The 22489-nt window shown below is 72.5% G+C and carries 19 protein-coding genes; 8 read left to right on the top strand and 11 right to left on the bottom strand.

Going from position 1 to position 22489, the window contains the following annotated elements:
• Positions 1-18 precede the first annotated feature (18 nt).
• The 3 genes from ACIQMX_RS16570 to ACIQMX_RS16560 all read right to left on the bottom strand — a co-directional run bounded on the left by ACIQMX_RS16570 (position 19) and on the right by ACIQMX_RS16560 (position 3614).
• Complete coding sequence (locus tag ACIQMX_RS16570; RefSeq protein WP_402478593.1) at positions 19-1299, bottom strand: MFS transporter; 1281 nt, start codon at positions 1297-1299, stop codon at positions 19-21.
• The gene (locus ACIQMX_RS16565) at positions 1296-2216 is read right to left on the bottom strand and encodes an alpha/beta hydrolase (protein ID WP_402479397.1); all 921 of its coding nucleotides are present in this window, start codon (positions 2214-2216) and stop codon (positions 1296-1298) included. The genes ACIQMX_RS16570 and ACIQMX_RS16565 overlap by 4 nt, the downstream gene beginning before the upstream one ends.
• 300 nt (positions 2217-2516) lie before the next feature.
• Positions 2517-3614 (bottom strand): P1 family peptidase, encoded by a 1098-nt coding sequence (locus ACIQMX_RS16560; protein WP_363074238.1) that lies wholly within the window; start codon positions 3612-3614, stop codon positions 2517-2519.
• A gap of 282 nt (positions 3615-3896) precedes the next feature.
• Between ACIQMX_RS16560 and ACIQMX_RS16555 the strand changes: the two genes are divergently transcribed.
• Both ACIQMX_RS16555 and ACIQMX_RS16550 read left to right on the top strand, forming a co-directional pair.
• Positions 3897-5972 (top strand): hypothetical protein, encoded by a 2076-nt coding sequence (locus tag ACIQMX_RS16555; RefSeq protein WP_402478590.1) that lies wholly within the window; start codon positions 3897-3899, stop codon positions 5970-5972.
• A 254-nt stretch (positions 5973-6226) separates the two neighbouring features.
• Complete coding sequence (locus ACIQMX_RS16550; protein ID WP_363074141.1) at positions 6227-6727, top strand: DUF6069 family protein; 501 nt, start codon at positions 6227-6229, stop codon at positions 6725-6727.
• Positions 6728-6749: 22 nt separating this feature from the next.
• Here the strand turns inward: ACIQMX_RS16550 and mnhG are convergent, their stop codons facing one another.
• From mnhG to ACIQMX_RS16520, 6 genes are read right to left on the bottom strand one after another with little or no spacing between them, the layout of a single operon-like run.
• Complete coding sequence (gene mnhG / locus ACIQMX_RS16545) at positions 6750-7103, bottom strand: monovalent cation/H(+) antiporter subunit G (protein WP_363074139.1); 354 nt, start codon at positions 7101-7103, stop codon at positions 6750-6752.
• Positions 7100-7435 carry a monovalent cation/H+ antiporter complex subunit F gene (locus ACIQMX_RS16540; protein ID WP_363074137.1) on the bottom strand — a complete coding sequence of 112 codons (336 nt, stop codon included), beginning with the start codon at positions 7433-7435 and terminating at the stop codon, positions 7100-7102. Before ACIQMX_RS16540 ends, mnhG begins: the two co-directional genes overlap by 4 nt.
• Entirely contained in the window at positions 7432-8076 is a 645-nt protein-coding gene (locus ACIQMX_RS16535) for a Na+/H+ antiporter subunit E (protein ID WP_363074135.1), read from the bottom strand. The genes ACIQMX_RS16540 and ACIQMX_RS16535 overlap by 4 nt, the downstream gene beginning before the upstream one ends.
• On the bottom strand, positions 8073-9725 hold the full coding sequence (locus tag ACIQMX_RS16530; RefSeq protein WP_363074133.1) for a Na+/H+ antiporter subunit D: 1653 nt from the start codon (positions 9723-9725) through the stop codon (positions 8073-8075). Before ACIQMX_RS16530 ends, ACIQMX_RS16535 begins: the two co-directional genes overlap by 4 nt.
• The gene (locus ACIQMX_RS16525) at positions 9722-10336 is read right to left on the bottom strand and encodes a Na(+)/H(+) antiporter subunit C (RefSeq protein WP_402478584.1); all 615 of its coding nucleotides are present in this window, start codon (positions 10334-10336) and stop codon (positions 9722-9724) included. The genes ACIQMX_RS16530 and ACIQMX_RS16525 overlap by 4 nt, the downstream gene beginning before the upstream one ends.
• Positions 10333-13260: a Na+/H+ antiporter subunit A gene (locus tag ACIQMX_RS16520; RefSeq protein WP_402478581.1), complete on the bottom strand. Its 2928-nt coding sequence runs from the start codon at positions 13258-13260 to the stop codon at positions 10333-10335. Before ACIQMX_RS16520 ends, ACIQMX_RS16525 begins: the two co-directional genes overlap by 4 nt.
• Positions 13261-13641: 381 nt before the next feature.
• On the opposite strand from ACIQMX_RS16520, the gene ACIQMX_RS16515 reads away from it, so the two are divergent.
• The 5 genes from ACIQMX_RS16515 to ACIQMX_RS16495 are packed head-to-tail and all read left to right on the top strand — an operon-like array spanning position 13642 to position 19117.
• On the top strand, positions 13642-16521 hold the full coding sequence (locus ACIQMX_RS16515) for a nitrate- and nitrite sensing domain-containing protein (RefSeq protein WP_363074127.1): 2880 nt from the start codon (positions 13642-13644) through the stop codon (positions 16519-16521).
• Complete coding sequence (locus ACIQMX_RS16510; RefSeq protein ID WP_402478578.1) at positions 16518-16955, top strand: roadblock/LC7 domain-containing protein; 438 nt, start codon at positions 16518-16520, stop codon at positions 16953-16955. Before ACIQMX_RS16515 ends, ACIQMX_RS16510 begins: the two co-directional genes overlap by 4 nt.
• Complete coding sequence (locus ACIQMX_RS16505) at positions 16952-17359, top strand: DUF742 domain-containing protein (RefSeq protein ID WP_402478576.1); 408 nt, start codon at positions 16952-16954, stop codon at positions 17357-17359. The genes ACIQMX_RS16510 and ACIQMX_RS16505 overlap by 4 nt, the downstream gene beginning before the upstream one ends.
• Before the next feature lie 6 nt (positions 17360-17365).
• Positions 17366-17935: an ATP/GTP-binding protein gene (locus ACIQMX_RS16500; RefSeq protein WP_363074123.1), complete on the top strand. Its 570-nt coding sequence runs from the start codon at positions 17366-17368 to the stop codon at positions 17933-17935.
• 48 nt (positions 17936-17983) lie between these two features.
• Positions 17984-19117, top strand: coding sequence for an FAD-dependent monooxygenase (locus tag ACIQMX_RS16495; protein WP_363074121.1), 1134 nt, complete (start codon positions 17984-17986; stop codon positions 19115-19117).
• 83 nt (positions 19118-19200) lie between these two features.
• Here the strand turns inward: ACIQMX_RS16495 and ACIQMX_RS16490 are convergent, their stop codons facing one another.
• On the bottom strand, positions 19201-19602 hold the full coding sequence (locus ACIQMX_RS16490; protein WP_363074119.1) for a RidA family protein: 402 nt from the start codon (positions 19600-19602) through the stop codon (positions 19201-19203).
• Positions 19599-20726, bottom strand: coding sequence for an acyl-CoA dehydrogenase family protein (locus ACIQMX_RS16485; protein WP_402478571.1), 1128 nt, complete (start codon positions 20724-20726; stop codon positions 19599-19601). The genes ACIQMX_RS16490 and ACIQMX_RS16485 overlap by 4 nt, the downstream gene beginning before the upstream one ends.
• A gap of 122 nt (positions 20727-20848) precedes the next feature.
• Between ACIQMX_RS16485 and ACIQMX_RS16480 the strand changes: the two genes are divergently transcribed.
• Positions 20849-22486, top strand: a complete 1638-nt coding sequence (locus tag ACIQMX_RS16480; protein WP_402478569.1) for an AMP-binding protein — start codon at positions 20849-20851, stop codon at positions 22484-22486.
• Positions 22487-22489: the final 3 nt, after the last annotated feature.

Here is a 22489-nt window from a genome sequence, read left to right as displayed (position 1 = left end):
GCGCACCGGCTCCTGTTGTCATGGCACGGATCGCGGACCTGGGCGCTGCGCCACGCGATCCACCGGGAGATCACCCGGTTCGCCGGGCCCGCTTCGGCCCGCGCGCAGGCAGAGGACGGCGAGGCCCGTACCGAGTGAGGCCAGCCCGCCGACGACGAACGCGCTCCGGGCACCCCGGGTCTCGGCGAGGTACCCGACGGCGAGGGCGCCGAGCGGGGTGGAGCCCTGGAGGACGAGGGTGTACAGCGCGAGGACCCGGCCCCGGTAGAGCGGATCGCTGCCCAGCTGGATGCGGTGGTTGACGGCCTGGGCGAAGTAGACGGAGGCGCCGCCGGTGAGGAAGAGCAGGACGAGGGCGGCCGGGTAGGACGGAGCCCAGCCGACCGCGGCCTCCAGCCCTCCGAAAGCGAGGGCCGAGACGGTCACCAGCCGGGCCGAGGGGCGCGAGGTGCGGGCCGTCGTGAGAAAGGCGGCGGTGAGCGAGCCCGCGGCGAAGACCGTGGTGAGCAGACCGAAGGCGGAGGCGTCGGTGTGGAACACGGTCCGGGCGAGCAGCGGCAGCGTGAGCTGGAAGTTGAGACCGAACAGGCCGATGACGGCGATCATGGCGAACGGGATCAGGAGATCGGGGCGCCCGTGTACGTACCGCAGCCCGTCGATGACCCGCGCCCGACCCGCCTCACGCGCCGTGCGGTAGAGCTCGTCGGGCCGGATCCGGCGCAGGGCGACGACGGTGGCGAGGTAGCTGAACGCATTGACGACCATGACCCAGCCGGTGCCGAGAACGGTGAGGAGCAGGCCGGCCGCGGCGGGGCCGACGACACGGGCGACGCTGAAGTAGGCGGCGCTCAGGGCGGAGGCGTTGGGCAGGAGTTCGACGGGCACCAGCTCACCGACGAAGGCCATCCGCGTGGGGACCTCGACCGCGTTGACCAGTCCGAGACAGAAGGCGAAGCCGTAGACCTGCCCCGGCCCGGCCGTCCCGGTGAGGACGGACGCGGCCAGCAGAAGCGCGAGCAGGCCCGACAGGATGTTGGCGGCCAGCAGCAGGACCCGTTTGTCGTACCGGTCGGCCAGCCTTCCGCCGTGGAGGGTGAGGAGCAGCATCGGGGTGAACTGCAGTGCGGTGACGGTGCCGAGGGCCTTCGCCGAGTTGCCGGTCAGTTCCAGGACGAGCCAGTCCTGGGCGACCACCATCATCCACGTGCCCGCCGCCGAGACCACCTGGCCTGCCGCGAACTGCCGGAAGTTGCGGATCCCGAGGGCTCGGAAGGGCCGGGCCCGGGCGTCGGCGGTCACTGTGCGGCAGTGGGCGCGCCGTCGTCCAGGCACTCTTCGAGGAAGGCCAGGGCCCGCAGGTGGTACGCCCTGGCGGCCCGGCCCAGGCTGATGTTGTGCCCGGCTCCGGCGAGCCGGTCGACGAGGACCCGTGGCGCCGCCGAGAGCTGTGCGGCGAGGTCCGTGAGATCGGCGTCGCTCTGGCACCACCAGGCCTCGTGCTCGGCGAAGGTGAAGCGGACCGGCACGCCTACGCGCGGCAGCAGGCGGGTGGACAGTGCGCTCCACTCCTGAACCGACGCGATCTCCTGGTCGGGCATCGGGGCGACGACTGCCCCGGCCTCGCGGAAGGTCCCGTCCGGGTACAGCCCCAGCGGGCCCCAGTTGAGCTGCCGCAGTCCGGTGCGAGCCCCGTGGTTCAGGAGGGTCGCGGAGACGGCCGGCCGGTGTCCGCAGCCGGAGATGTCCAGGCCGAGGAAGGCGTCGGGCGGGGTGTCGGCGGCGAGGGCGAGGGCGAGTTTGCCGCCGAAGGAGTGGGCGAGCAGGAACAGGGGGCCGCGGACGTGGTGGGCCTGTGCGTCGGCGAGGGCGGAGCGTACCGTCGCCGCCTGGTCCAGGACGTGCTGCCCGGCGGGCAGGTGCGGGGCCGAGGCGCCGTAGCCGGGCCGGTCGAGCGCGAGGACGGCGTAGCCGAGGCGGGCGCCGAGCGTCAGCAGCGAGACGTCCGGGTGTGCCTGCCCGTCGAAGTACCCGGCGCTCATCCCGCCGCCGTGCAGGGCGACGACGGTGGCACGCGGCGGGCGTCCGTCGTCGGGTTCGCTCAGCAGCGCGGACAGGGGGATCCCGCCGGCGGCTTCGAGGGTGATCCTGCGGACCCCCCGTGACAGACCGCCGGGCGCGGGGGTTCCCTGCGCAGGGTGTGCCGTCGTCGTCAGCATCACGCGTCCCCGTTCCTCCTCCGCCCGCCTCGGGCACCGTCCTTCCAGCATCGGGGGCGACTGCCGAACGGGACAGGGCGCGCCGGGTCAGGGATCCTTCGGATCTCCGTCTCCTCGGCGCCTGAGAACGCACGGACCGCGGTCGGGAAACCGTCACGGACCGGTCCTCACAGGGGTGGTGTCCCCTCCCCGCCGGGAGGGGACACCACCGTGCGGGCGGATTCCGGGGGCTTCGCCCGCGCGGGTGACGGGGCCGTCCGGCATCGCGGCCGGCCGCCGGCATGATCCGGCCGAGAGGCCCTACGTCACCGCGCCCCGCGCGGCCAGCAGCGCGGAGACCCGGTCCAGCGGCAGCGCCGGCACGTGGTGGCCGGCCCGGCCGGTCATCGCGTGCGCACCCGTGAGCACGTTCAGGACCGCCTCCTCCACCGACTCGACCACCGCACCGTAGAAGGGGTCCATCCGGCCCCAGGGAACGAAGCGCATCGACTCGTACGGGGCGCTGCCGTCATCCTCCGGGAACGTGCTGGTCAGGGCCCCTTCGTTGGCCGTGGAGAAGGCCAGGAAGATGTCGCCGGAGAAGTGGCTGCCGGTGGTTCCGGTACGGGCGAGGCCCAGGGTCGCCCGCCGGGCCAGCGCCTCGCACTGGCCCGGCAGCAGGGGTGCGTCCGTGGCCACCACCACGATCACCGAGCCCGCCCCGGGCGGGACCTGGCGTTCGCCGTCGGGCTCCGGTACGGGGCCGTCGGGCAGTTCGCGGCCCACCGGGACACCGGCCACCACCAGTTCGCGCCGCGCGCCGAAGTTGGCCTGCACGAAGGCGCCCACGGTGTACCGGTCCTCGCCGTACTCCACCACCCGCGAGGCGGTCCCCGAGCCGCCCTTGAAGCCGTAGCAGCGCATGCCCGTACCGCCGCCGACGCATCCTTCCTCGACCGGCCCGGAGGCCGCCGCCTCGATGGCGGCGGCCGCGTGGCGGGACTCCACGGCCGATCCGTGGATGTCGTTGAGGTGGCCGTCCCAGGTCTCGGTGACCACCGGCAGCAGCCATTCGGGCGCCATGTCGCGGCGGTTGGCACGCACCCACTCGACGACGCCGCGGTGCACCGGGCCGACCGCGTAGGTGTTGGTGATGAGCACCGGAACGGCGAGGGACCCGCTCTCCTCGATCCAGGCGGTGCCGGTCATCTCGCCGTTGCCGTTGAACGAGTGCAGGCCGGCCGCGCAGGGCATGCCCACTCCGTCCCTGCCGCGCGGGAGGAGCGCGGTGACGCCGGTGCGTACGTCGTCGCCCTCGCGGAGGGTCACGTACCCGACCTCGACCCCGGGAACGTCCGTGATGGCGTTCCAGGTCCCCGGCTCGCCGTTCAGCGGTATGCCCAGCTCACGTGCCCTCATGCGGTGGTCGTCCACGGATGCCTCCCGGGTGCCGTCGTCAGTCATGCGGCCAGACGTTACGTGACCCTGCGCGGCCCGGAGCGGCGAGGGCCGGGCTCCGAATACCAGGCCTTCTCGTGCGCTTCGGGGTCGGCGGTCACCTTGCCGTGGCTTCGCCGAGGACGGGCAGGCGGGCGGCTCCGCCTGCCCGATTTCCAGGACGGCCGGTCCCTTGACCGGCGCGGCGCCCGTACAGCCCCGGCTCCGCACGGCGTTGTCAGAGGCATGTGCTGAACTTCCTCCATGACGACAGCGGGGGCAGTGACGGACACGGACAGCGGCGGTACGGGGCGGCCGGCGGCCGGCGCGGACGCGGGGCACACGGCCCGGACCCGGAGCCAGGCGCACTGGGCGCCGTTCCGGGCGACCGAGCGCTCGGCCGTGGCGGCGATCGATCTGCTGCGCCGTCTCGCGGTGGAAGGAGGCGGGGGCCGGCCGCCCGTGCCCAGCGAGCCGGAGACCGTCCGGTTCCTCGGTGCCACGCACCGCACCTTCTGGCCCGCGGCCACCGGATGCCCCGACTGGCTGACGGATTCCTGGGCGGCGTGCGGCTTCCCGGAGCGCGACCCGCGCGGCCCCCGTCCGGAACGCGTACCGGACCGGGTGGAGGTCCTGGAGCAACTGCGGTTCGAGACGGACCGCACGAGCCGCGGCCTGACCGGCAGCAGGAAGGCCGCCGCCATCGCGACCTGGCTGTCGCCGTTCTACCTGGGCGGCATCGTCACGGCGGCCGATGTCCTGGAGGTGCTGCCGGCCCGGCTGTTCATGCCGGTCCGGGCGCGCTGGCAGGCGAGCCGTGTCCGTCACGCCGTCGAACGCGAACTGCGGACCCTGCTGACCGGCGCGCTGGGCACCGATCCGCAGGCCTGGCTCCGGCTTCTGACAGCGGTGGAGAAGCACTGCACCGCCGCGTCGGACCGGCCGGACATCACGTGGCCGCAGGTGCTCGAACTGGCCGGGTCCCTCGCGCCCGATCCCGGCATCGTGCGGCCCGCGCGCGATCTGGAGGACCAGCGGACCTACGTGCGCCGGAGAGGCGGGAGGAAGTCGGCGGCCGACGAGCTGTTCGACGCGACGTGGTGGTGGCCGTCCGGCGAGGTGCTGCGGCGGGCGCAGAGCGCGGTCCTCGATCGAGTCATGCCCACGCTGCCCGACGGCACGGGCGTCCTGCTCGCCCAGTACGTGGTCGCCGTCCGCCACGGCACCCCTCCCGGCGTGCTGCGGCATCTGATGGACGCCGGTGACCGCGAGGCGCTGCTCGTCCTGGCCCGCGGGACGGATGCGGACGGACGGACCGCCGTGCCCCTGCTCGCGTTGGGCGACCGGGACATCCATCTGAGCGTGGTGAACACCTGGGCCCGGGTCACCCCGGACCAGCGGCGCCAGGCGCTCACCGACCCGGCCGTGGCTCTCGCGCCTCGGGTGGCGGACATCTCCTCCCTCGTCCACCACGAATGCCTCCAGGCCCGGGAACCGGAGCTGATCGAGGCGGCGTTCGCCGGTCACGGCCAGAAGAAGTTCAAGGTCCAGGAACATCTGACGGGCTGTCTGGGCCTCCTGCTCGCCGGCGGTCCCGCCCGGCTGACCGCGCTCCTGGCCACGGGCCGGGTCTCCCCCGCCGTCGGCCGTATCTGCGCCAAGGCGCTCACGGCCCCCGACCCGCAGACCGCCCTCCGGACGCGTGCGCAGCGGGAGTTCACCACACCGAAGCTGGTGGCGCGGCTGCGCCGGGTGAGCCGGAGCTCCGGTGCCTCGGACACGTCACAGCTGATGCTGCTCTTCGACGGCTGGGGGGTCGACTGGAGCTATCTGGAGGCGGAGCACGTACGCGAGCCGTTCACGCACTGGGCCCAGGTGGTCAACCGCCCGTCGACGCCGCCGGAGGTCCTGGCACGGCACACCGACGCGGCTGTCCAGGACCACCAGCGCGGCCGGACCGTGTGCCGGAGCGACGACCCGGTGGTCGCCCGCGGGATCCTGCGGAACGGCATCCGGTACGGGAGTACGCCCGACGGGCCCGTCGACCTGCTCGACCGGATGCTGGAGGAGGGCGTGATCACCGCCGACGACCTGATCCGGGTAGCCGGTCAGGGGCCGTGCGTCCTGCGGTACCTGGGCGATGCCCGGCATCGGGCGGACGCGCCCGGGGCGGTGGCCGAAGCCCTGGCCGGCGTCGCGGAGCTGGTGCGCCGGCATCTGCCGGTGGACGACGAAGCCGCCTGGCACCGCCTGTACGCACGGCTCGCCGCCCAGGCCCCGCACCCGCTGCAGGAGGGCACGATCGAGTCGATCCTGACGGCGGGCGCCGAGGACCACTGAAGGTTGTCCCGCCCCGCGCGGGCCGCGACCGGGAGGAGCCGTGCCCGGGAAGGACCGCGACCGGGAGGAGCCGCGCCGCCGCTCGGAGCCGTGCCCGGGAGAGTCCCGCCCTGGTCGGAGCCGTGCCCGGGAGGCGCGCTCCTGAGCCGCCGTCAGCCCCCGCCCGTCTCACCCGTTCGGACCGCGCCCGGTCGCCCCCGTACTCCGGCCGTCCGACGATCGGGATTCGGTCGATCGAGGGGAGAGGTCCGGTCATGGACCCACAGGACGGTTACGACTGGCAGCCGCAGCAGACCGGATTCGTACCGCCGCAGCACCGGCCGCGGTCCCGGGGCCCCCGTGTCGACGCGGGACGGCTCTGGGCGGGCGGCGCGATGACCGCCCTGGTGGCCGCGCTCACCGCGGTCGTCGGGCTGCTGCTGCTGCGCGGTGTGCTCGGGATCCCGGTCTTCGCGCCGGAGGGTGACGGCGCGATGGGCGACGCGTCGACGGGCGTGCTGGCCATGGGGGCGGCGTTCGCCGCCCTGGTGGCCACCGCCCTGCTGCACGTGCTGATGCTGGCGACGCCGCAGCCGGGCACCTTCTTCGCCTGGATCGTCACGCTCGCCACCGCCGTCATGGTGCTGCTGCCCTTCACCACGTCCGCCCCGCTGGACGCCAGGATCGGTTCGGCGGCCCTGTATCTCGTCATCGGGATCGCGATCGGTTCCCTGCTGTCCGCCGCGGGCCGCAGCGCGACGCGCCAGGAGTTCTGACCGCGGGCGGGGTTCCTCAGCGTCAGCTCTCCTCGGTGAGCTGCTCGTCCAGTTCGTCGAAGAGCAGTTCACCATGGTCGATCTGGCCCGTGCGGTACGCGGAGCGTGCGACCAGGTGTGCGGCGACCGGGCCGGTCATCAGCTGGAAGAAGCCGATCAGCGCCAGCGTCGCGAGATCCATGCCGCTGCGCAGCCGCAGCGCGACTCCGGCCAGCACCAGCAGCATGCCGAGCGACTGCGGCTTGGTCGCGGCGTGGCTGCGGGACAGGACGTCCGGCAGCCGCAGCATGCCGATCACGCCGAGCAGACAGATGGCCGCGCCGATCAGCAGCAGGACCGCACCCGCCGTGTCCATGATCTGGAGCCAGGGGCTCATGGGGCCTCCTTGCCGGTCCGCGGCCCGGCGTCGGTGCCCGCGGGGCCCGGCGGCCGGTCGCGCACCGCGATGAAGCGGGCGATGCCGACCGAACCGGTGAAGCCGAGGAAGGCCAGCACCAGCATGATCGGGAAGTAGAACGGATCCCGCGCGAAGGCGGACTTGGCGCCGAGCCCGCAGATGATGAGGGCGGCGCAGACATCGAGCGAGAGCGCCCTGTCCAGCATCGAGGGGCCGCGCCAGATCCGGAACAGCAGGCCCGCTCCGGCCACGACGATCAGGACGACGGATGCGGTCAGCAGCACCCGGTCGACGGTCTCCGGCCCGCTCATGCGCCCTCCTCCTGGTCTCCCGGCCGCTCGCCGGTGTGCGGTGCGGGCGGGGGCGGCCCGGCGACCCGCTCGATCTCGTCGCGGGTGCCGAAGGCCCGGACGGTCAGCTCCTCCATGCGCCAGACGGAACGCCGGGCCGCGTCCAGTTCGGCGGGCAGGTCCGCGTCGAGGACGTGCACGAAGACCGTGGCGGTCGCGCGGCGTACCTCGATGATCGATCCGCCCGGCACGTTCGACACCGCGACGGCGGTCGCGGTGAGCATCAGGTCCGAGCGGCAGCGCAGCGGAACGGCGATGACGGCGGCCCGGTGCGGGTGGCCCGCGAAGATCTGCCGGGTGACCTTCACGCCGGAGGTGTACATGTCGTAGAGCAGATAGACGACCAGTCGCACGATGCCCCAGGGATGGAGCCGCAGCCCGAGATCGACCTGCGGCAGGGGGAACGCCAGGCAGACGGCCACCGCGACCACCACTCCGGTCAGCACGTTGGCCCAGTTCAGGCTGGACCAGAGCAGCACCCAGATGACGGTGAGCCAGGCGATCAGCGGCAGGTCGAGCACGCGTGGCCGGCGACCGCCGAACTCCACGCTGAACGGGGGCAGGTTCTTGTTCCGGTAGGGGAACGTGATCAGGCGTTTCACCGGCCGAGCACCGCCTCGATGTAGGGGACGCGCGCGATGAGCTCGGCGGCCGAGCGGTCGGTGTACTCGGTCAGCGGCCCCGCGAACACGGTGAAGGCGAGGCCGAGCGCGACCGTCGCCGCGGTGGCCCAGGTCATCGGGCGTGGGAGCCGGGTCGTGGTCGTGACGGCATGGCCGTGCAGCGTGGCCGCGACCGCGCGACCGGCCGGCTCGTGCCGGGGGCGTACCCCTTCGTCACCGGTGCCGGGCATCCGGTCGGGGCCCTCGTCGGTGTCGTCGTCGCTGTCGTCGTCCGACTCCAGGACCGTGCCGTCCGCCGCCTGGCCGGGAGGCGCCGCCCGCCAGAACGCCAGGTTCCAGACCTTGGCCATCACGTACAGCGTGAGCAGACTCGTCGCCGTCGACCCGGTGACGAGGATCCAGGCCCAGACGCTGCCGTCGGCGACGCCGGCGCGCATGAGTCCGAGCTTGCCGATGAAACCGGACAGCGGCGGGATGCCGGCCAGGTTCATCGCGGGTACGAAGAACAGGACGGCGAGCAGTGGGGCGGCCTTGGCGATGCCGCCGAGCCGGGTCAGCTCGGTGGTGCCGCCGCGGCGCTCGATCAGCCCGGCGACCAGGAACAGCGTGGTCTGGACGGTGATGTGGTGGACGACGTAGACGATCGCGCCGCCGTACGCCTCCCGGGTGGCGAGGCCGATGCCGAAGACCATGTAGCCGATGTGGCTGATGAGGGTGAAGGAGAGCAGCCGCTTCAGGTCGGTCTGCGCGACCGCGCCGAGGATGCCGACGACCATCGAGGCGAGCGCCGCGGCCATCAGCAGGTCGCCGAGCCGGTTTCCGGGGAAGAGCAGGGTCTCGGTGCGCAGCATGCAGTAGACGCCGACCTTGGTGAGGAGTCCGGCGAAGACCGCGGTGACGGGCGCCGGCGCGGTCGGGTAGGAGTCGGGGAGCCAGGCGGCGAGAGGGAAGACGGCGGCCTTGATGGCGAAGACGGTCAGCAGCATCCCCTGGATCAGGGTCTGGACGCCCAGCGGGAGTTCGGCGAGCCGGCCGGCCAGCTGGGCGAAGTTGGCGGTTCCGGTGGCCGCGTAGGTCATGGCGATGGCGGTGAGGAAGAGCATCGAGGAGAACAGCGAGATGATCACGTACGTGGAGCCCGCCCGGATCCGGGGGCCGGTGCCGCCGAGCGTGAGCAGGACGAAGCTGGCGACCAGCATGATCTCGAAGCCGACGTACAGGTTGACGAGGTCGCCGGCGAGGAAGGTGCAGGAGACCCCGGCGACGAGGATGAGGTAGGCGGGGTGGAAGACGGCGACCGGCGTCTCCTCGTCCCGGTCGGCCATGCCCTGGCCCAGGGAGTAGACGAGGACGCAGAGGGTGACGGCCGAGGAGATGGTCAGCATCAGTCCGGCGAGCCGGTCGGCGACCAGGGTGATGCCGAGCGGTGGTGCGAAGTCGCCGAGATGGACGCTCAGCGGGCCGTTCATGTCGGCCGCGATCATCAGGGCGACCGAGAGTCCCAGTACGGCGGTGAGGACGGCGACGCTGATGAAGCGCTGGAACTGTTTGAGCCTGGTACCGAAGGCGAGGCTCAGGCCGGTGGCGCAGAGCGGCAGCAGCACCGGCAGCGGGACGAGTGCGTTCACCCGGTGTCTCCTCGGTTCGTGGGGGGTTGGGGCCGCTCCGCGGGCCGCTCGGCCGCGTAGTCCTCCGCGTCCGCGCCCAGGACGTCGTGCCACAGGTCCCCGCTCGCGTCCCTGCCGCGGGCCTGGAGCGCGCGGTCGGCCCGCAGTCTGGCCCGCAGACGGCGGCGCTCCTCGCGGTAGCGGCGGCGGGCCTCGGCGCTGGGTTCGGCCTCCGCCCGGTACTGCTCGCGCAGTTCGTCGCGCTCCCCCAGCACTTCGGCGCGCAGCACGATGCGCCGGTCCTCGTCGTCGTCGTGCACCTCGTCCGTGCCGGTCAACTGGTGACTGCGGTAGGCCATGGCGAGCAGGAACGCGGTGGTGGCCAGCGTGATGACGATGGCGGTGAGGGCGATGGCCTGGGGCAGCGGGTCGGTGACCCGGCCCAGTTCGACGCCGTAGAGCAGGGGTTCGCGGCCGGCCGATCCGGTGGCGGACAGGACGAGCAGGTTGATGCCGTTGCCCGCGATGACCGCGCCCAGCAGGATCCGGGTGAGCGGACGGGTGAGCATGAGGATGCCGCCGACCGCGCACAGGACCGCGGCGGTGGCGAGGAGCGAGGCGCTGACGGTCACGGGGCGGTGCCTCCCGTCTCGGGAGCGGCCGGTCCGGGTGCCGGTCCGGCCGTGGCCGCCTGGGCGGCGGCTGCCGCCCGCTCGATCTGCCGGTCGACCTTGGCGCCGAGGGCCCGCACGATGTCCAGCACCACGCCCAGGACCAGCAGATAGACCCCGCAGTCGAAGATCACCGGCGTACCGAAGTGGTAGTCGCCGATCAGCGGCAGGTGGCCGTGGTGGGTCCAGGCGTGCAGAACGGTGCCGTCCGCGAGGCCGAGCAGCGCCACTCCGGTGGACAGGAACAGGCCGAGACCGGTGAAGAGCCCGGGCTGCAGGGGCGCGGCCTCGGCGAGTTCGAAGCGTCCGCCCGCCAGATAGCGGGTGATCAGTGCGACCCCGGCGACCAGTCCGGCGACGAATCCGCCGCCCGGCATGTTCTCCGCGCAGAACAGCAGATAGACCGAGAGCACCAGGATCGGGTGGAACAGCAGCCGTGCCACGACCTCGAAGACGATGGACCGGTGCTCGGGTGCGAGCGTGGAGCCGGCCGCCAGCCAGCTGCGCTCCGGGGCGCCTTCGTCGCCGTGCGGCAGTCCGGTCAGCGGAGGCGTGGCCACCGACCAGGCGGTGTGCCGCCGTGCCTCCGGCGGTGCCGGGTCGCCCTCGGCACGGCGGTGCAGGTAGATCAGGCTCGTCACACCGATCGCCGCGGCGGCCAGGACGGCGGACTCGCCCATCGTGTCCCAGGCGCGCAGGTCCACCAGGATGGTGGCCACCACGTCCTTGAGGCCGTGGTCCGCGGTCTCCTCGACCATGGCCGCCCCGGCGGGCTCCGCCGTGCGCGCGGCCGCCGCGACCCACACCACGACGCTCAGGGTGGCCGCCGCCGCCAGGGCCACCGGGATCCGGACGGCCCGCCGCCAGTTGCTCATCGACTCCTGGAAGTGCACCGGCATCCGTCGCAGCACGAGCACGAACACGATCATCGACACGGTCTCCACGCAGAACTGCGTGAGCGCCAGGTCCGGTGCGCCCTGGACGACGAAGAGCAGCGCGGTCCCGTATCCGGTGAGCCCGGCCAGCACCACGGCCTTCATGCGGCGTCTGACGGTCAGACAGGACAGCGCCGCCGCGCAGGTCAGCGCCGCGACGGCGCCCTGCAGCGGTACGTCCCAGAGCCGTGGCGCGGCCGCCCCGTGCCAGGGCCGGTCGACGACGAGCGCGGTGAGCTGACCGGCGAGCATCACGAGGAGGGTGGTGGCGAGGTACACCGACAGGGAGCCCCGCTGGACGACGCCGGTGATCTGGAGCGAGAGCCGTTCGAGGCCCAGCAGCAGATGCCCGAAGACGCTGTCCGCCGTCGGCCAGGCGATCCGCCGGGAGAGCCTGGTGACCGGGGTGCGTACAGCGAAGAGCACCGCACCGCCCGCCGTGGCGACGGCGGACAGCTGCAGTGCGGTGCCCCAGCCGTGCCAGAGCGCGAGGTGGTACGGGTGGGCGGGGGCGGGAAAGACGTCCGCGTAGGCGCTCAGCAGCCGGTCGGTCCAGCCCACGCCGGGGCCCAGCACCAGCCCGCAGGCGGCGAGCAGGGCGGGCGGCGCGAGGAAGGACGGGCTGACCCGGTGGACCGGGGTGTCGGCGACCCCGGGTTTGCGCCAGAAGGCGCCCCAGACGAAGCGGACGGTGTAGGCGACGGTCAGCATCGAGCCCGCCACCGTGATGCCCAGCGCCCAGCGGTCCGCCGTGTCGCCGTGCAGCAGTGCGTCGAAGGCGGCCTCCTTCGCGGCGAAGCCGAGCAGCGGAGGCAGTGCGGCCATGGAGGCGGCGGCGGTCACGGCCACGGCGCAGACGTACGGCAGCGACCGTCCGACACCGGAGAGCCTGCGCAGGTCCCGGGTGCCGGCCGCGTGGTCGACGATGCCGGTGACGAGGAACAGCGGTGCCTTGAACAGGGCATGACCGAGGATCATGACGGCGGCTGCCAGTGCCGCATCGCGGTTGCCGACGCCCGCGAGCAGGGTGAGGAAGCCGAGCTGGCTGACGGTGCCGTAGGCGAGGACGAGCTTCAGGTCGTTGAGCCGCAGGGCCCGCCAGCCGCCGAGCAGCATCGTCGCGGCGCCGAGGACCATCACGACGGGCCGCCACACGGGGACGTCGGCGAAGCCGGGGGCGAGCCGGGCGACGAGGTAGACACCGGCCTTGACCATGGCCGCGGCGTGCAGATACGCACTGACGGGGGTGGGCGCCGCCATGGCGTTCGGGAGCCAGAGGCTGAACGGCCAGATCGCCGACTTCGACAGGGCCCCGCACAGGATCAGCACGATGGCCACGGAGACGGCGAGGCTCGTCCGGGGCGGGTCGGCGATGATCTCCGAGATCCGGTAGGTGCCCGCCGCCTGACCGATGATCAGGAAGCCGACGAGCATGGCGAGGCCGCCGAGCGTGGTGACGGTGAGCGCCTGGAGGGCGGAGCGGCGGCTGTGCCGTTGCTCGCTGTCGAATCCGATCAGCAGGTAGGAGAAGACCGTGGTCAGCTCCCAGAAGACGTAGAGCGTGATCAGGTCGTCGCTGAGGACGAGGGCGAGCATGGCCCCGGCGAAGGCGAGCAGGTTCCCGGCGAATCCGGCCAGTTGTGGGGTGTCGCTCCTGAAGTACGAGGCGCAGTAGAGCAGGACGAGCGTGCCGACGCCCGCCGCGAGCAGCACCATCAGTTCGGCGAGGGCGTCCAGGCGCAGGGCGACGGAGACGTCGTACGCGGGGATCCAGTTCCACGACCAGGTGACCGAGGCGCCGGAGGCCGCCGTGTCCCACTGCGCGAACGCCCAGCAGGTGGTGGCGGCCGGGGGCAGCGCGAGAACCACGAAGGCGCGCGCGCCCAGCCGGCGCACCAGCGGGCGCGCGCACGCGGCGAGGACGAAGTGGCAGATGACGAGCGCGGTCATACGGCCGGCACGGTGGGCGGGGTCACGGAACAGACAAAGGGCACTAAATAGAGATATATCCCCGGCCGCGCTTCACCCGTACGGCGCGCCGCGCGAACGGGGACGGACGTCGTCCCCGCACTGCGGAACCTGCCCGAACCGACGCTTCCGCTTCATCCGGCAGCTGTCGAAACGTCACTTTCCGGACAGCTCCGCGCGTTGATGGTGTTTCTGTGAGTGATCAGTGATGCACATGTGAGCCCGCTTCCTTTCCTTTTTTGCAGTGTGACTAATATCTATCTGTCGAAGTTTCCAACGGATTTGGCCAGTCGCGAGGCTGGCATCATCGTCAAGGAGCATGCCCTGCGCACGCGCGCGTCAAGGCGGAGCGACTCGACCACAATGTCGCTGCGGACGGCCCTGCTCGTACTGGCCATCGTCCCCGGTGTCGCACTGGCCGCCCTCTGGGCCGTCACCAGTGGTCAGACTCTGCTCGACTTCCAAAGGCAAGCGGCTCAGGGGCTGTTGGCCCAGAAAGCCGGCCAGCCGTCCAACATCGTGTACTACAACCTGCAGGAGGAGCGGCGGCTGAGCGCCGAAGCTCTGGCCCGCCACGGAGGTGCCACCGACGCGCTGCGCAAGCAGCGCAAGCTGACCGACGAAGCGATCACCAGCTTCCAGTCCCTCTCGGACATCGCCACCGACGACGCCCCCGGTGAAGTCCGGGAGGCGGTCGTCAAGGCCCGTACGGCGATCACCCAACTCCCGGCCCAGCGCTCCCTCGTCGACGAGGGGGACGACGACCAGCAGAAGGCCGTGTACGGCTACTACACGGACCTGATCGCGGTCGACCTGAAGCTCTTCACCGCGCTCAGCCATGTGGACAACGGCGAGATCACCACGCTCTCGCAGCCGCTCGTCGACCTGTTCTGGGCCAAGGAGATGGTCTCGCGCTCCGACGCGCTGCTGGCCCGCGGCTGGTCCAAGGGCAAGCTGAGCACGGCCGACCTCCAGCAGGTCCGCGAGGCCGTTTCCGGCCAGTCCTTCCAGTACGCCAACAAGGTCGCCCCCTATCTCCCGGCGGACGAGCGGGCCATGTGGGACGCGATCTCCGGCAGTTCGGCCTGGAAGACCAAGACCCGGGTGGAGAACCAGGTCCTGCGGCCCGCCGATCCCGACAGCGCCGGCTTCGTCCGGCTCGGCGCCGACGAGAAGACCTGGCGCGGCGCGATGGACGAGCTCACGCCGCAGCTGATGAAGCTGATGGAGCACCGCACCGACCTGGTCGTCGCGAACGGCAAGGACAGTGTCCTCTCCCTGCTGATCAGGGTCGCCGTGACCTCGGTCGTCGGCCTTCTCGCCGTCATCGCCGTCATCTGGATCACCTGGCGTCTCACCCGGAACCTGCGCCGCCGGATCGGCCGGCTCCAGGAGCGGGCCGAGGAGCTGGAGAAGACCCTGCCCGACGTCGTCGAGCGGCTCGGCCAGGGCGAACGCATCGACGTCGAGGCCGAGGCCCGCGCGATCGGTCACGACCACAAGGAAGGCGGCAAGGCCGACGAGCTGACCCAGCTCGGCAACGCTCTCGACCTGGCCCGCACCAGTGCCCTCCAGGCGGCCGTCAAACAGGCCGACCAGCACCGCGGCTTCGAGCGGCTGCTGCAGCGCATCGCACGCCGCACCCAGCAGTTGATCGGCCAGCAGCTGAAGAAGCTGGACGAGCTGGAGCGCAAGCACGAGGACCCCGAGGTGCTCGACGGCCTCTTCGACCTCGACCACCTCACCGCCCGCCTCCGGCGCTACGAGGAGAACCTCGTGATCCTCGCCGGCGGCTCCCCGCACCGGCGCTGGCGCAAGCCCGTACCGCTGCTCGACGTCATGCGCTCCGCCCAGGGCGAGGTGCAGGACTACCAGCGCGTGGTGCTGGATCTCGACGGCGCGCCCTGGCTCGCGGAGCGGGCCGTCGGCCCCGTCTCCCATGTGCTGGCGGAGCTCATCGAGAACGCCCTCACCTTCTCCAAGCCGCCCAGCCCCGTCGAGGTCAGGGCGGCCCGGGTCAGCCGGGGCCTGGCCATCGAGGTCGAGGACCGCGGGCTCGGCATGGAGGACGACCAGCTCGCCGAGGCCAACGAGCTGATGAGCAGGCCGCCCCGGATGGACGTGCTGGCGCACGCCGACGACATCCGGCTCGGTCTGTACGTGATCGCGCGCCTCGCCGACCAGCACGGCCTGCGGGTGGAGTTCCGCCAGTCGGCCTTCGGCGGCACCCGGGTCGTCCTGCTCGTCCCCGAGGCGCTCACCGTTCCCGGCCCGCACTCCGGCCCGGTCGCCGTCCCCTCCCCCGAGGAAACGGCCGCCGCACCGGCACCGGAACCGGCACCGGAACCCGCACCGACCCGCGACACCGACGCGCTGCCCAGCCGCGGCCGCGGTCAGGCGCTCGCCGGAGTCACCGCGCTGCACGCCGCGGGAGCACCGTTCGAGACCGGCGGTACGCCCTACACGGTGGCGGACGAGCCCTTCCCCGACCGGGAGGAGCAGCCGCGGCCGGCCCCCGCCGAGCACCGTTTCGACGAGCAGGCGGCCGCGTACACCCCGTACCCGGACAGCACACCGGCCAGTACGTACGGCCAGGCCGTACCGGCGTCCCCGTACGGCGGCACGGACCGGAGCCCGTACGGCAACCCGGGCGACCGCCCGTACGGCGGCGGGTCCCACCAGGACACGTACGCCGATGCCGAGCAGCCGTACATGAAGGCCGAGGGCCAGTACCCGGTACCGCACCAGCCCTACCAGACGCCCCAGGAGCCGTACATGACTCCGCATCAGCCGTACCCGGGACCGTACGCGGCGGGCGTCCCCGACCGGACCGGCTTCCCGGTGCCCGGGCCCCGGCAGCCGGAACCGGCCGCCGGACACCCGGGGCGGCTCCCGGTGGCCGAACCCGACCATCCGGCTCCGCCGGCGGCGGGTACGACCGGACGGGAGAGCGGGCCGGGACGGCCCGCGCTGCCGGCCGCGCCCGCCACGGAACCCCCGTTGCCGCGCCGGGTCAGGCAGGCCAGCCTCGTGGACGAACTGCGGATCACGCCGTCCTCCGGGACCACCGCGTCCCCGTCGCCGGGCAGATCGGCCGATCCTCAGTCCCGTCCGGCCCCGCGCCGCGCCGGGGCTGCCATCGGAGCCTTCCAGCGCCGGTCCCGCGCTGCCCGCGCGACCGACGAGCCGCCGACGCAGCCCGCCCCTCCCGCCCCCCTCCCCACGAGAGAAGAACGGTCATGACACGCACTACCGCCACTCACCAGGACCTCGACTGGCTGCTCGACGGTCTGGTGGACTCGGTGGCCGAGACCCTGAACGCCGTGCTGCTGTCCGACGACGGTCTGGTGGTGAGCCACTCGCGCACCGTCGAGCGGTCCGACGCCGAGCGGCTGGCAGCCATCTGCACCGGCCAGCAGAGCCTGGCCCGCGGTGTGGGCCAGCTCTTCAACGGCGGCGACGTGCACCAGGTGATCGTCGAGCTGTCGGATCTGTGGCTCTTCATCATCTCCGCGGCCCAGGGCACGCACCTGGCCGTCGTCGCCTCCCAGGAGGTGGACGCCGAGATCATGTCGCTCGCCATGCACAACCTGGTCCAGCAGGTCGGCCAGAAGCTCAGCACCCCGGTGCGGGGCGACTTCAACGCCTTCGGCGGCGGGGACGGGCTGCACGCGTGACCCCGCACTGGGAGGACGAGGAGACGGAGGAGGACGGTGCGGGCACCATGGTGCGCCCGTACACCATCACCCGTGGCCGGACCGCTCCCGAGCGGGACGACTTCAGCCTCATCACCGTGCTGACGACCGCGCACGACCCGCGGGACGGACACGGCGCGCCGGTCCATCCGGGCAGGCTCCAGCCGGAGCACCGGATGATCCTGGAACGCTGTCTGCGTCCCGCCGCGGTCGCCGAGGTCTCCGCGGACCTCAACCTCCCGGTCTCGGTGACCAAGATCCTGCTGGCGGACCTGGTCGCCCAGGGCCTGCTGCTCGCCCGTGCGCCCCTTTCGGTGGCCCGGGCGGCCGGCGGTGCCGACATGGGAATGCTGGCCGCCCTTCGCGACGGACTCGGGAGACTCTGAGCCAAGATGACCATCAGTCAGGCGGCCCCCGCCGCTGTGAAAATCCTCGTCGCCGGCGGCTTCGGCGTCGGCAAGACCACGCTCGTGGGCGCGGTCAGCGAGGTCGCGCCCCTGCGCACCGAGGAGTTCTTGACCAAGGCCAGCATCGGCGTCGACGACCTGGCCGGTGTCGGACAGAAGGACACGACCACCGTGGCCCTGGACTTCGGCCGGATCACGGTCAGTCAGGAGCTCGTCGTCTACCTGTTCGGCACCCCGGGCCAGGAACGCTTCTGGTTCATGTGGAACGACCTGGTCAACGGAGCACTCGGCGGCGTCGTCATCGCCGACACGCGCCGGCTGGAGACCAGCTTCGCCTCGATCGACTTCTTCGAGAGCCGGGACATCCCGTTCGTCGTGGCGATCAACTGCTTCCACGGGCACAACAGCCGCACCCCGGACGAGGTCCGAGCGGCGCTCGACCTCGATCCGCATGTCCCCCTGCTGGTCGGTGACGTACGCGAGCGGTCATTCGGCCGTGACGTGCTGCTGGCCCTCGTGGACCACCTGATGAGCCTGCCCGTAGCGGCCGGCTGATCAGTTCCCCCGACACTTCGCACTTTTCCCCCACTGGAGGGAACCGATATGGCAACACCCCTGCGCGTCCTGATCCACGGCGGCGGCATCGGCGGGCTGACGCTCGCCACCGCCCTGGCCCGGCGCGGCCACACGGTCGAGGTCGCCGAACTCCGCGACGAGCTGGAGGCCCTGGGCGTCGGCATCATCCAGCCGTCCAACGCCCTGCACGTCATGCGGGAGATAGGGGTCCTCGACGACTGCCTCAAGGCGGGCTTCGAGTGGGAGATCCTGACCATCGCCGACCCGGCCGGCAACACCCTGGCCGAGATCCCGCAGCCCCGGATGGGCGACGCCCCGTCCAACAACGGCATCCCGCGCCCCGCGCTCTCCCAGATCCTCGGTGCCGCGGCCACGGCGGCCGGGGCGACGATCCGCTTCGGCACGACCATCGCCGAGCTCGCCGACGACGGCGAGGGCGTGGACGTCACACTGTCCGACGGGTCCGCCGCGCGCTGGGACCTGGTCGTCGGCTTCGACGGCATCGGCTCGCCGCTGCGCACCCGGCTGTACGGCGACCGCTACGTCCCGCAGTACACCGGCTTCGCCAACTGGCGGGTCACCGTTCCCCGTCAGGAGCAGGTCAAGGGCGTCGTCATGGGCTCCGCGGGCCAGGCCGCCAAGGCACTGCTCACCCCGATCACCGACGAGCTGATGTACCTGGGTGCGGTGTTCGCCGAGCCCGAGGACTTCCGGCCCGACGCGGAGAAGGCGCACGAGCAGCTCAAGGAGCGGCTGCCGATGTTCTCCGGCCCGGTCGCCGAGGCGCTCGCCGCCGTCACCGGACCCGAGGCCGTGGTGTACTCGCGGATCTCCCAGGTGACCGTCGAGGAGCCGTGGCACGTCGGCCGGGTGGTGCTGGCCGGTGACGCCGCGCACGCGAGCACCCCGCACCTCGCCCAGGGTGCGGCGATGGCCGTGGAGGACGCGCTGGTGCTCGCCGAGTCGCTGGACGCCGAGGCGGACGTCGCGGCCGCGCTGGACGTCTGGGAGGCCCGTCGGCGCCCGCGCGCGATGTGGGTGCAGGCCCTGTCGCACGCCGTGCTCAAGCAGGAGACGGGCGGGGAGACGACGCCCGAGGAGGACGAGCTGCTGAAGGTCGGCATCCCGGGTGCGGCGCACGTGCTGGTCCAGCCGTACTAGGACGCGTGCTTCGCACGTAGCGCCGTCCGCCCCGAACGCCCTGTGGGGCCCGGATTCCCGGGCCCCACAGGGCGTTCGTGCGATCAGGGCAGGACCGCCACCCCGTCTATCTCGACCAGGGCCTGTTCGTCCCAGAGCCGCACGGCCCCGATGACGGCCATCGCCGGGTAGTCGCGGCCGGCGAGCCGCCGCCAGATCCGGCCCAGTTCGGCTGCGTGCGCCCGGTAGTCGGCGACATCGGTGGCGTAGACCGTGACGCGTGCCAGGTCGGCGGGCGCGCCCCCGGCCGCGCGCAGGGCGCCGAGCAGATTGGTGAGCGCGGTGGTGAACTGCTCGGGCAGGGTGGATCCGACGATGTCGCCGCGCCGGTCCAGGGCGGTCTGTCCGGCGAGGAAGACGAGCTGGCTGCCGGTGGCGGTGACCGCGTGCGAGAAGCCCGCGGGCGGTGAGAGTTCGGCGGGGTTGATCCGGTGGATCGGGCTCATGCGGACGGCTCCCGGTTCGCGTACAGCTCCTTGGCGATGATGGTGCGCTGCACCTCGCTGGCGCCCTCGTAGATGCGCGGCGCGCGGACCTCGCGGTAGAGGTGTTCGAGCAGATGGCCGCGGCGCAGGGCGCGGGCGCCGTGCAGCTGGACGGCGGTGTCCACGACGTACTGCGCGGTCTCCGTGGCGTACAGCTTCGCCATGGCCGCCCGCCGCGGGACGCCCGGCTCCCCCGCGTCGTACGCGGCGGCGGCCGCGTACACGAGCAGCCGGGCGGCCTCGGTGCGGGTGGCCATCTCCGCGACCTGGTGGGAGACGGCCTGAAGGTCGCTCAGCGGCCCGCCGAACGCGGTGCGGGTGGCGGTGTGTTCCACGGTGGCGTCGAGCGCGGCGCGGGCCATGCCGAGGGCGAAGGCGCCGACGCTGGGCCGGAAGAGGTTGAGGGTGTTCATGGCGACCCGGAAGCCCCGGTCCGGTTCGCCCAGCACGTCGTCCGGGGTGACCGGGACCCCGTCGAAGCGGAGGGCGCCGATCGGGTGCGGGGAGAGCATGTCCAGAGCGGTGCCGGTCAGGCCGGGGCGGTCGGCGGGGACCAGGAACGCGGTGACGCCGCGTGCTCCGGCGCCCTGCATCGTCCGGGCGAAGACGGTGTAGAAGTCCGCCTCCGGGGCGTTGGAGATCCAGCACTTCTCGCCCGTCAGCCGCCAGCCGTCCGGCGCGGGTACGGCGTCCAGGGCCAGGGCCGCCGCGTCGGATCCGGCCCCCGGCTCGCTGAGCGCGAAGGCGGCTACGGCGCGGCCCGCGCGGATCCCGGGGAGCCAGCGCTCGCGGTGGGCGGGGGTGCCCGCCTGCACGATCGGGTACGTCCCGAGGCCCTGGAGCGCCAGGGCGGTCTCGGCCTCCGTGCAGCCGCGGGCGAGCGATTCGCGCAGCAGGCACAGGTCGAGGGCGCCGGAACCGAGCAGCCGGTCCAGCAGCCCGAGCTCGCCGAGCGCCGCCACCAGCGGGCGGTTGACGTGCCCCGGCTCGCCCTTCTCGGCGAGCGGGCGCAGCCGCTCATCGGCCAGGGTGCGCAGCTCCTCGCACCAGGCGGTCTGTGCCGGATCGAGCGAGAATGCCGTCATACCGGCGCCTCTCCTGTCGAAAGTCCCGGTGCCGTCCCGTCCGGGACCGGGACTTTATCGCGGACCGTTGACTACCGTCACCCAAACGATACGCTCCAAGGGCGACAAGGGGGCGATCCTTCATGGAACCGAATACCTCAGCGCACATCGACAGCTTCACCAGGGAACATCTGCCACCCGCCGACCAGTGGCCGGAACTGGTCTTCGACCTGCCCGGGCTGCACTACCCGGACCGGCTCAACTGCGCCGCGGAACTCCTGGACCGCACGGCCGAGCGCTTCGGGCCCGGCAGGCCCGCGTTCCGTACGCCCGACGGCGGGGTCCTGAGCTACGGGGAGCTGCGGGACCTGGTCGACCGGATCGCCCATGTCCTCACCGCGGACCTGGGCGTCGTACCCGGCAACCGCGTGCTGCTGCGCGGGCCCACCACGCCGCACCTCGCCGCCTGCTGGCTGGCGGTGCTGAAGGCCGGCGCGGTCGCCGTCACCGTACTGGCCCAGCAGCGGGCGGCCGAACTCGCCACGATCTGCTCGATCGCCCGCGTCAATCATGCGCTGTGCGACGTCCGGTCCCTCGACGACCTCGCGAAGGCTGAGGTCCCGGGGCTGCGGATCACGGCATACGGCGGCGACGCACCCGACGATCTGCTGCGGCTCGCCGCTGCCCGGCCGGGTCCGTACCCGGCCGTGGACACCGCGGCGGACGACGTGGCGCTGATCGCGTTCACCTCGGGGACCACCGGACGCCCCAAGGGCTGCATGCATCTGCACCGCGATGTGCTGGCCGTGGCGGACACCTTCTCCCGGCATGTCCTGCGGCCGGAGCCCGACGACGTCTTCGCCGGCAGTCCGCCGCTCGGCTTCACCTTCGGGCTCGGCGGTCTGGTGGTCTTCCCGCTGCGGGCGGGCGCGTCGGCGCTGCTGCTGGAACAGGCGGGCCCCAAGCAACTGCTGCCCGCCCTGGCCGAGCACCGGGTCTCGGTGCTGTTCACCGCGCCGACCGCCTACCGCGTGATGCTCGACCAGCTCGACGGCCACGACCTCTCCGCGCTCCGCCGCTGCGTGTCCGCGGGTGAGAACCTGCCCGTGGCGACCTGGCACTCCTGGTACGAGCGCACCGGACTGAGGATCATCAACGGCATCGGCGCCACCGAGCTGCTGCACATCTTCGTCTCCGCCGCCGACGACGCCATCCGCCCCGGCACCACCGGCCTCCCGGTCCCCGGCTGGCAGGCCAGGGTGGTGGACGCCGACGGCGAACCGGTGCCGGACGGTGAGCCGGGACTGCTCGCGGTACGCGGTCCGGTCGGCTGCCGCTACCTCGCCGACGAGCGGCAGCGGGAGTACGTACGGCACGGCTGGAACCTCACCGGCGACACCTATGTGCGTGACGCGGACGGCTACTTCCGCTACGTGGCCCGCGCCGACGACATGATCATCTCCTCCGGCTACAACATCGCGGGCCCGGAGGTCGAGGACGCCCTGCTCCGCCACCCCGAGGTGGCGGAGGCCGCGGTGGTGGGCCGTGCGGACGAGCTGCGGGGCCGGATCGTCGCAGCGTACGTGGTGCGCCAGGAGGGCTCGGCCCTGACGGCCGACGCGCTGCGCCTCTTCATGCGCTCCGAGCTGGCCCCGCACAAATGCCCCCGCCTCATCACGTTCCTGCCCACACTCCCCCGTACCGAGACCGGAAAGCTGCAGCGGTTCCGGCTCCGCGCGGACGGACCCGGTGCGGACCCCGGCACACCGGGCCGAGAATGATCA

Source organism: Streptomyces sp. NPDC091416, from assembly GCF_044756845.1.
Classification (GTDB): Bacteria; Actinomycetota; Actinomycetes; order Streptomycetales; family Streptomycetaceae; genus Streptomyces.
This window is presented reverse-complemented; position numbering and strand designations above follow the sequence as displayed.

What these genes read in the sequence shown, in the direction of transcription:
- ACIQMX_RS16480 (WP_402478569.1), top strand. Translation starts at nt 20,849, where the DNA reads ATGGAACCGAATACCTCAGCGCACATCGACAGCTTCACCAGGGAACAT.
- ACIQMX_RS16555 (WP_402478590.1), top strand. Translation starts at nt 3,897, where the DNA reads ATGACGACAGCGGGGGCAGTGACGGACACGGACAGCGGCGGTACGGGG.
- mnhG (WP_363074139.1), bottom strand. Translation starts at nt 7,103, where the DNA reads ATGAGCCCCTGGCTCCAGATCATGGACACGGCGGGTGCGGTCCTGCTG.
- ACIQMX_RS16490 (WP_363074119.1), bottom strand. Translation starts at nt 19,602, where the DNA reads ATGAGCCCGATCCACCGGATCAACCCCGCCGAACTCTCACCGCCCGCG.
- ACIQMX_RS16500 (WP_363074123.1), top strand. Translation starts at nt 17,366, where the DNA reads ATGACCATCAGTCAGGCGGCCCCCGCCGCTGTGAAAATCCTCGTCGCC.
- ACIQMX_RS16520 (WP_402478581.1), bottom strand. Translation starts at nt 13,260, where the DNA reads ATGACCGCGCTCGTCATCTGCCACTTCGTCCTCGCCGCGTGCGCGCGC.
- ACIQMX_RS16550 (WP_363074141.1), top strand. Translation starts at nt 6,227, where the DNA reads ATGGACCCACAGGACGGTTACGACTGGCAGCCGCAGCAGACCGGATTC.
- ACIQMX_RS16515 (WP_363074127.1), top strand. Translation starts at nt 13,642, where the DNA reads ATGTCGCTGCGGACGGCCCTGCTCGTACTGGCCATCGTCCCCGGTGTC.
- ACIQMX_RS16510 (WP_402478578.1), top strand. Translation starts at nt 16,518, where the DNA reads ATGACACGCACTACCGCCACTCACCAGGACCTCGACTGGCTGCTCGAC.
- ACIQMX_RS16485 (WP_402478571.1), bottom strand. Translation starts at nt 20,726, where the DNA reads ATGACGGCATTCTCGCTCGATCCGGCACAGACCGCCTGGTGCGAGGAG.
- ACIQMX_RS16560 (WP_363074238.1), bottom strand. Translation starts at nt 3,614, where the DNA reads ATGAGGGCACGTGAGCTGGGCATACCGCTGAACGGCGAGCCGGGGACC.
- ACIQMX_RS16495 (WP_363074121.1), top strand. Translation starts at nt 17,984, where the DNA reads ATGGCAACACCCCTGCGCGTCCTGATCCACGGCGGCGGCATCGGCGGG.
- ACIQMX_RS16540 (WP_363074137.1), bottom strand. Translation starts at nt 7,435, where the DNA reads ATGAGCGGGCCGGAGACCGTCGACCGGGTGCTGCTGACCGCATCCGTC.
- ACIQMX_RS16565 (WP_402479397.1), bottom strand. Translation starts at nt 2,216, where the DNA reads ATGCTGACGACGACGGCACACCCTGCGCAGGGAACCCCCGCGCCCGGC.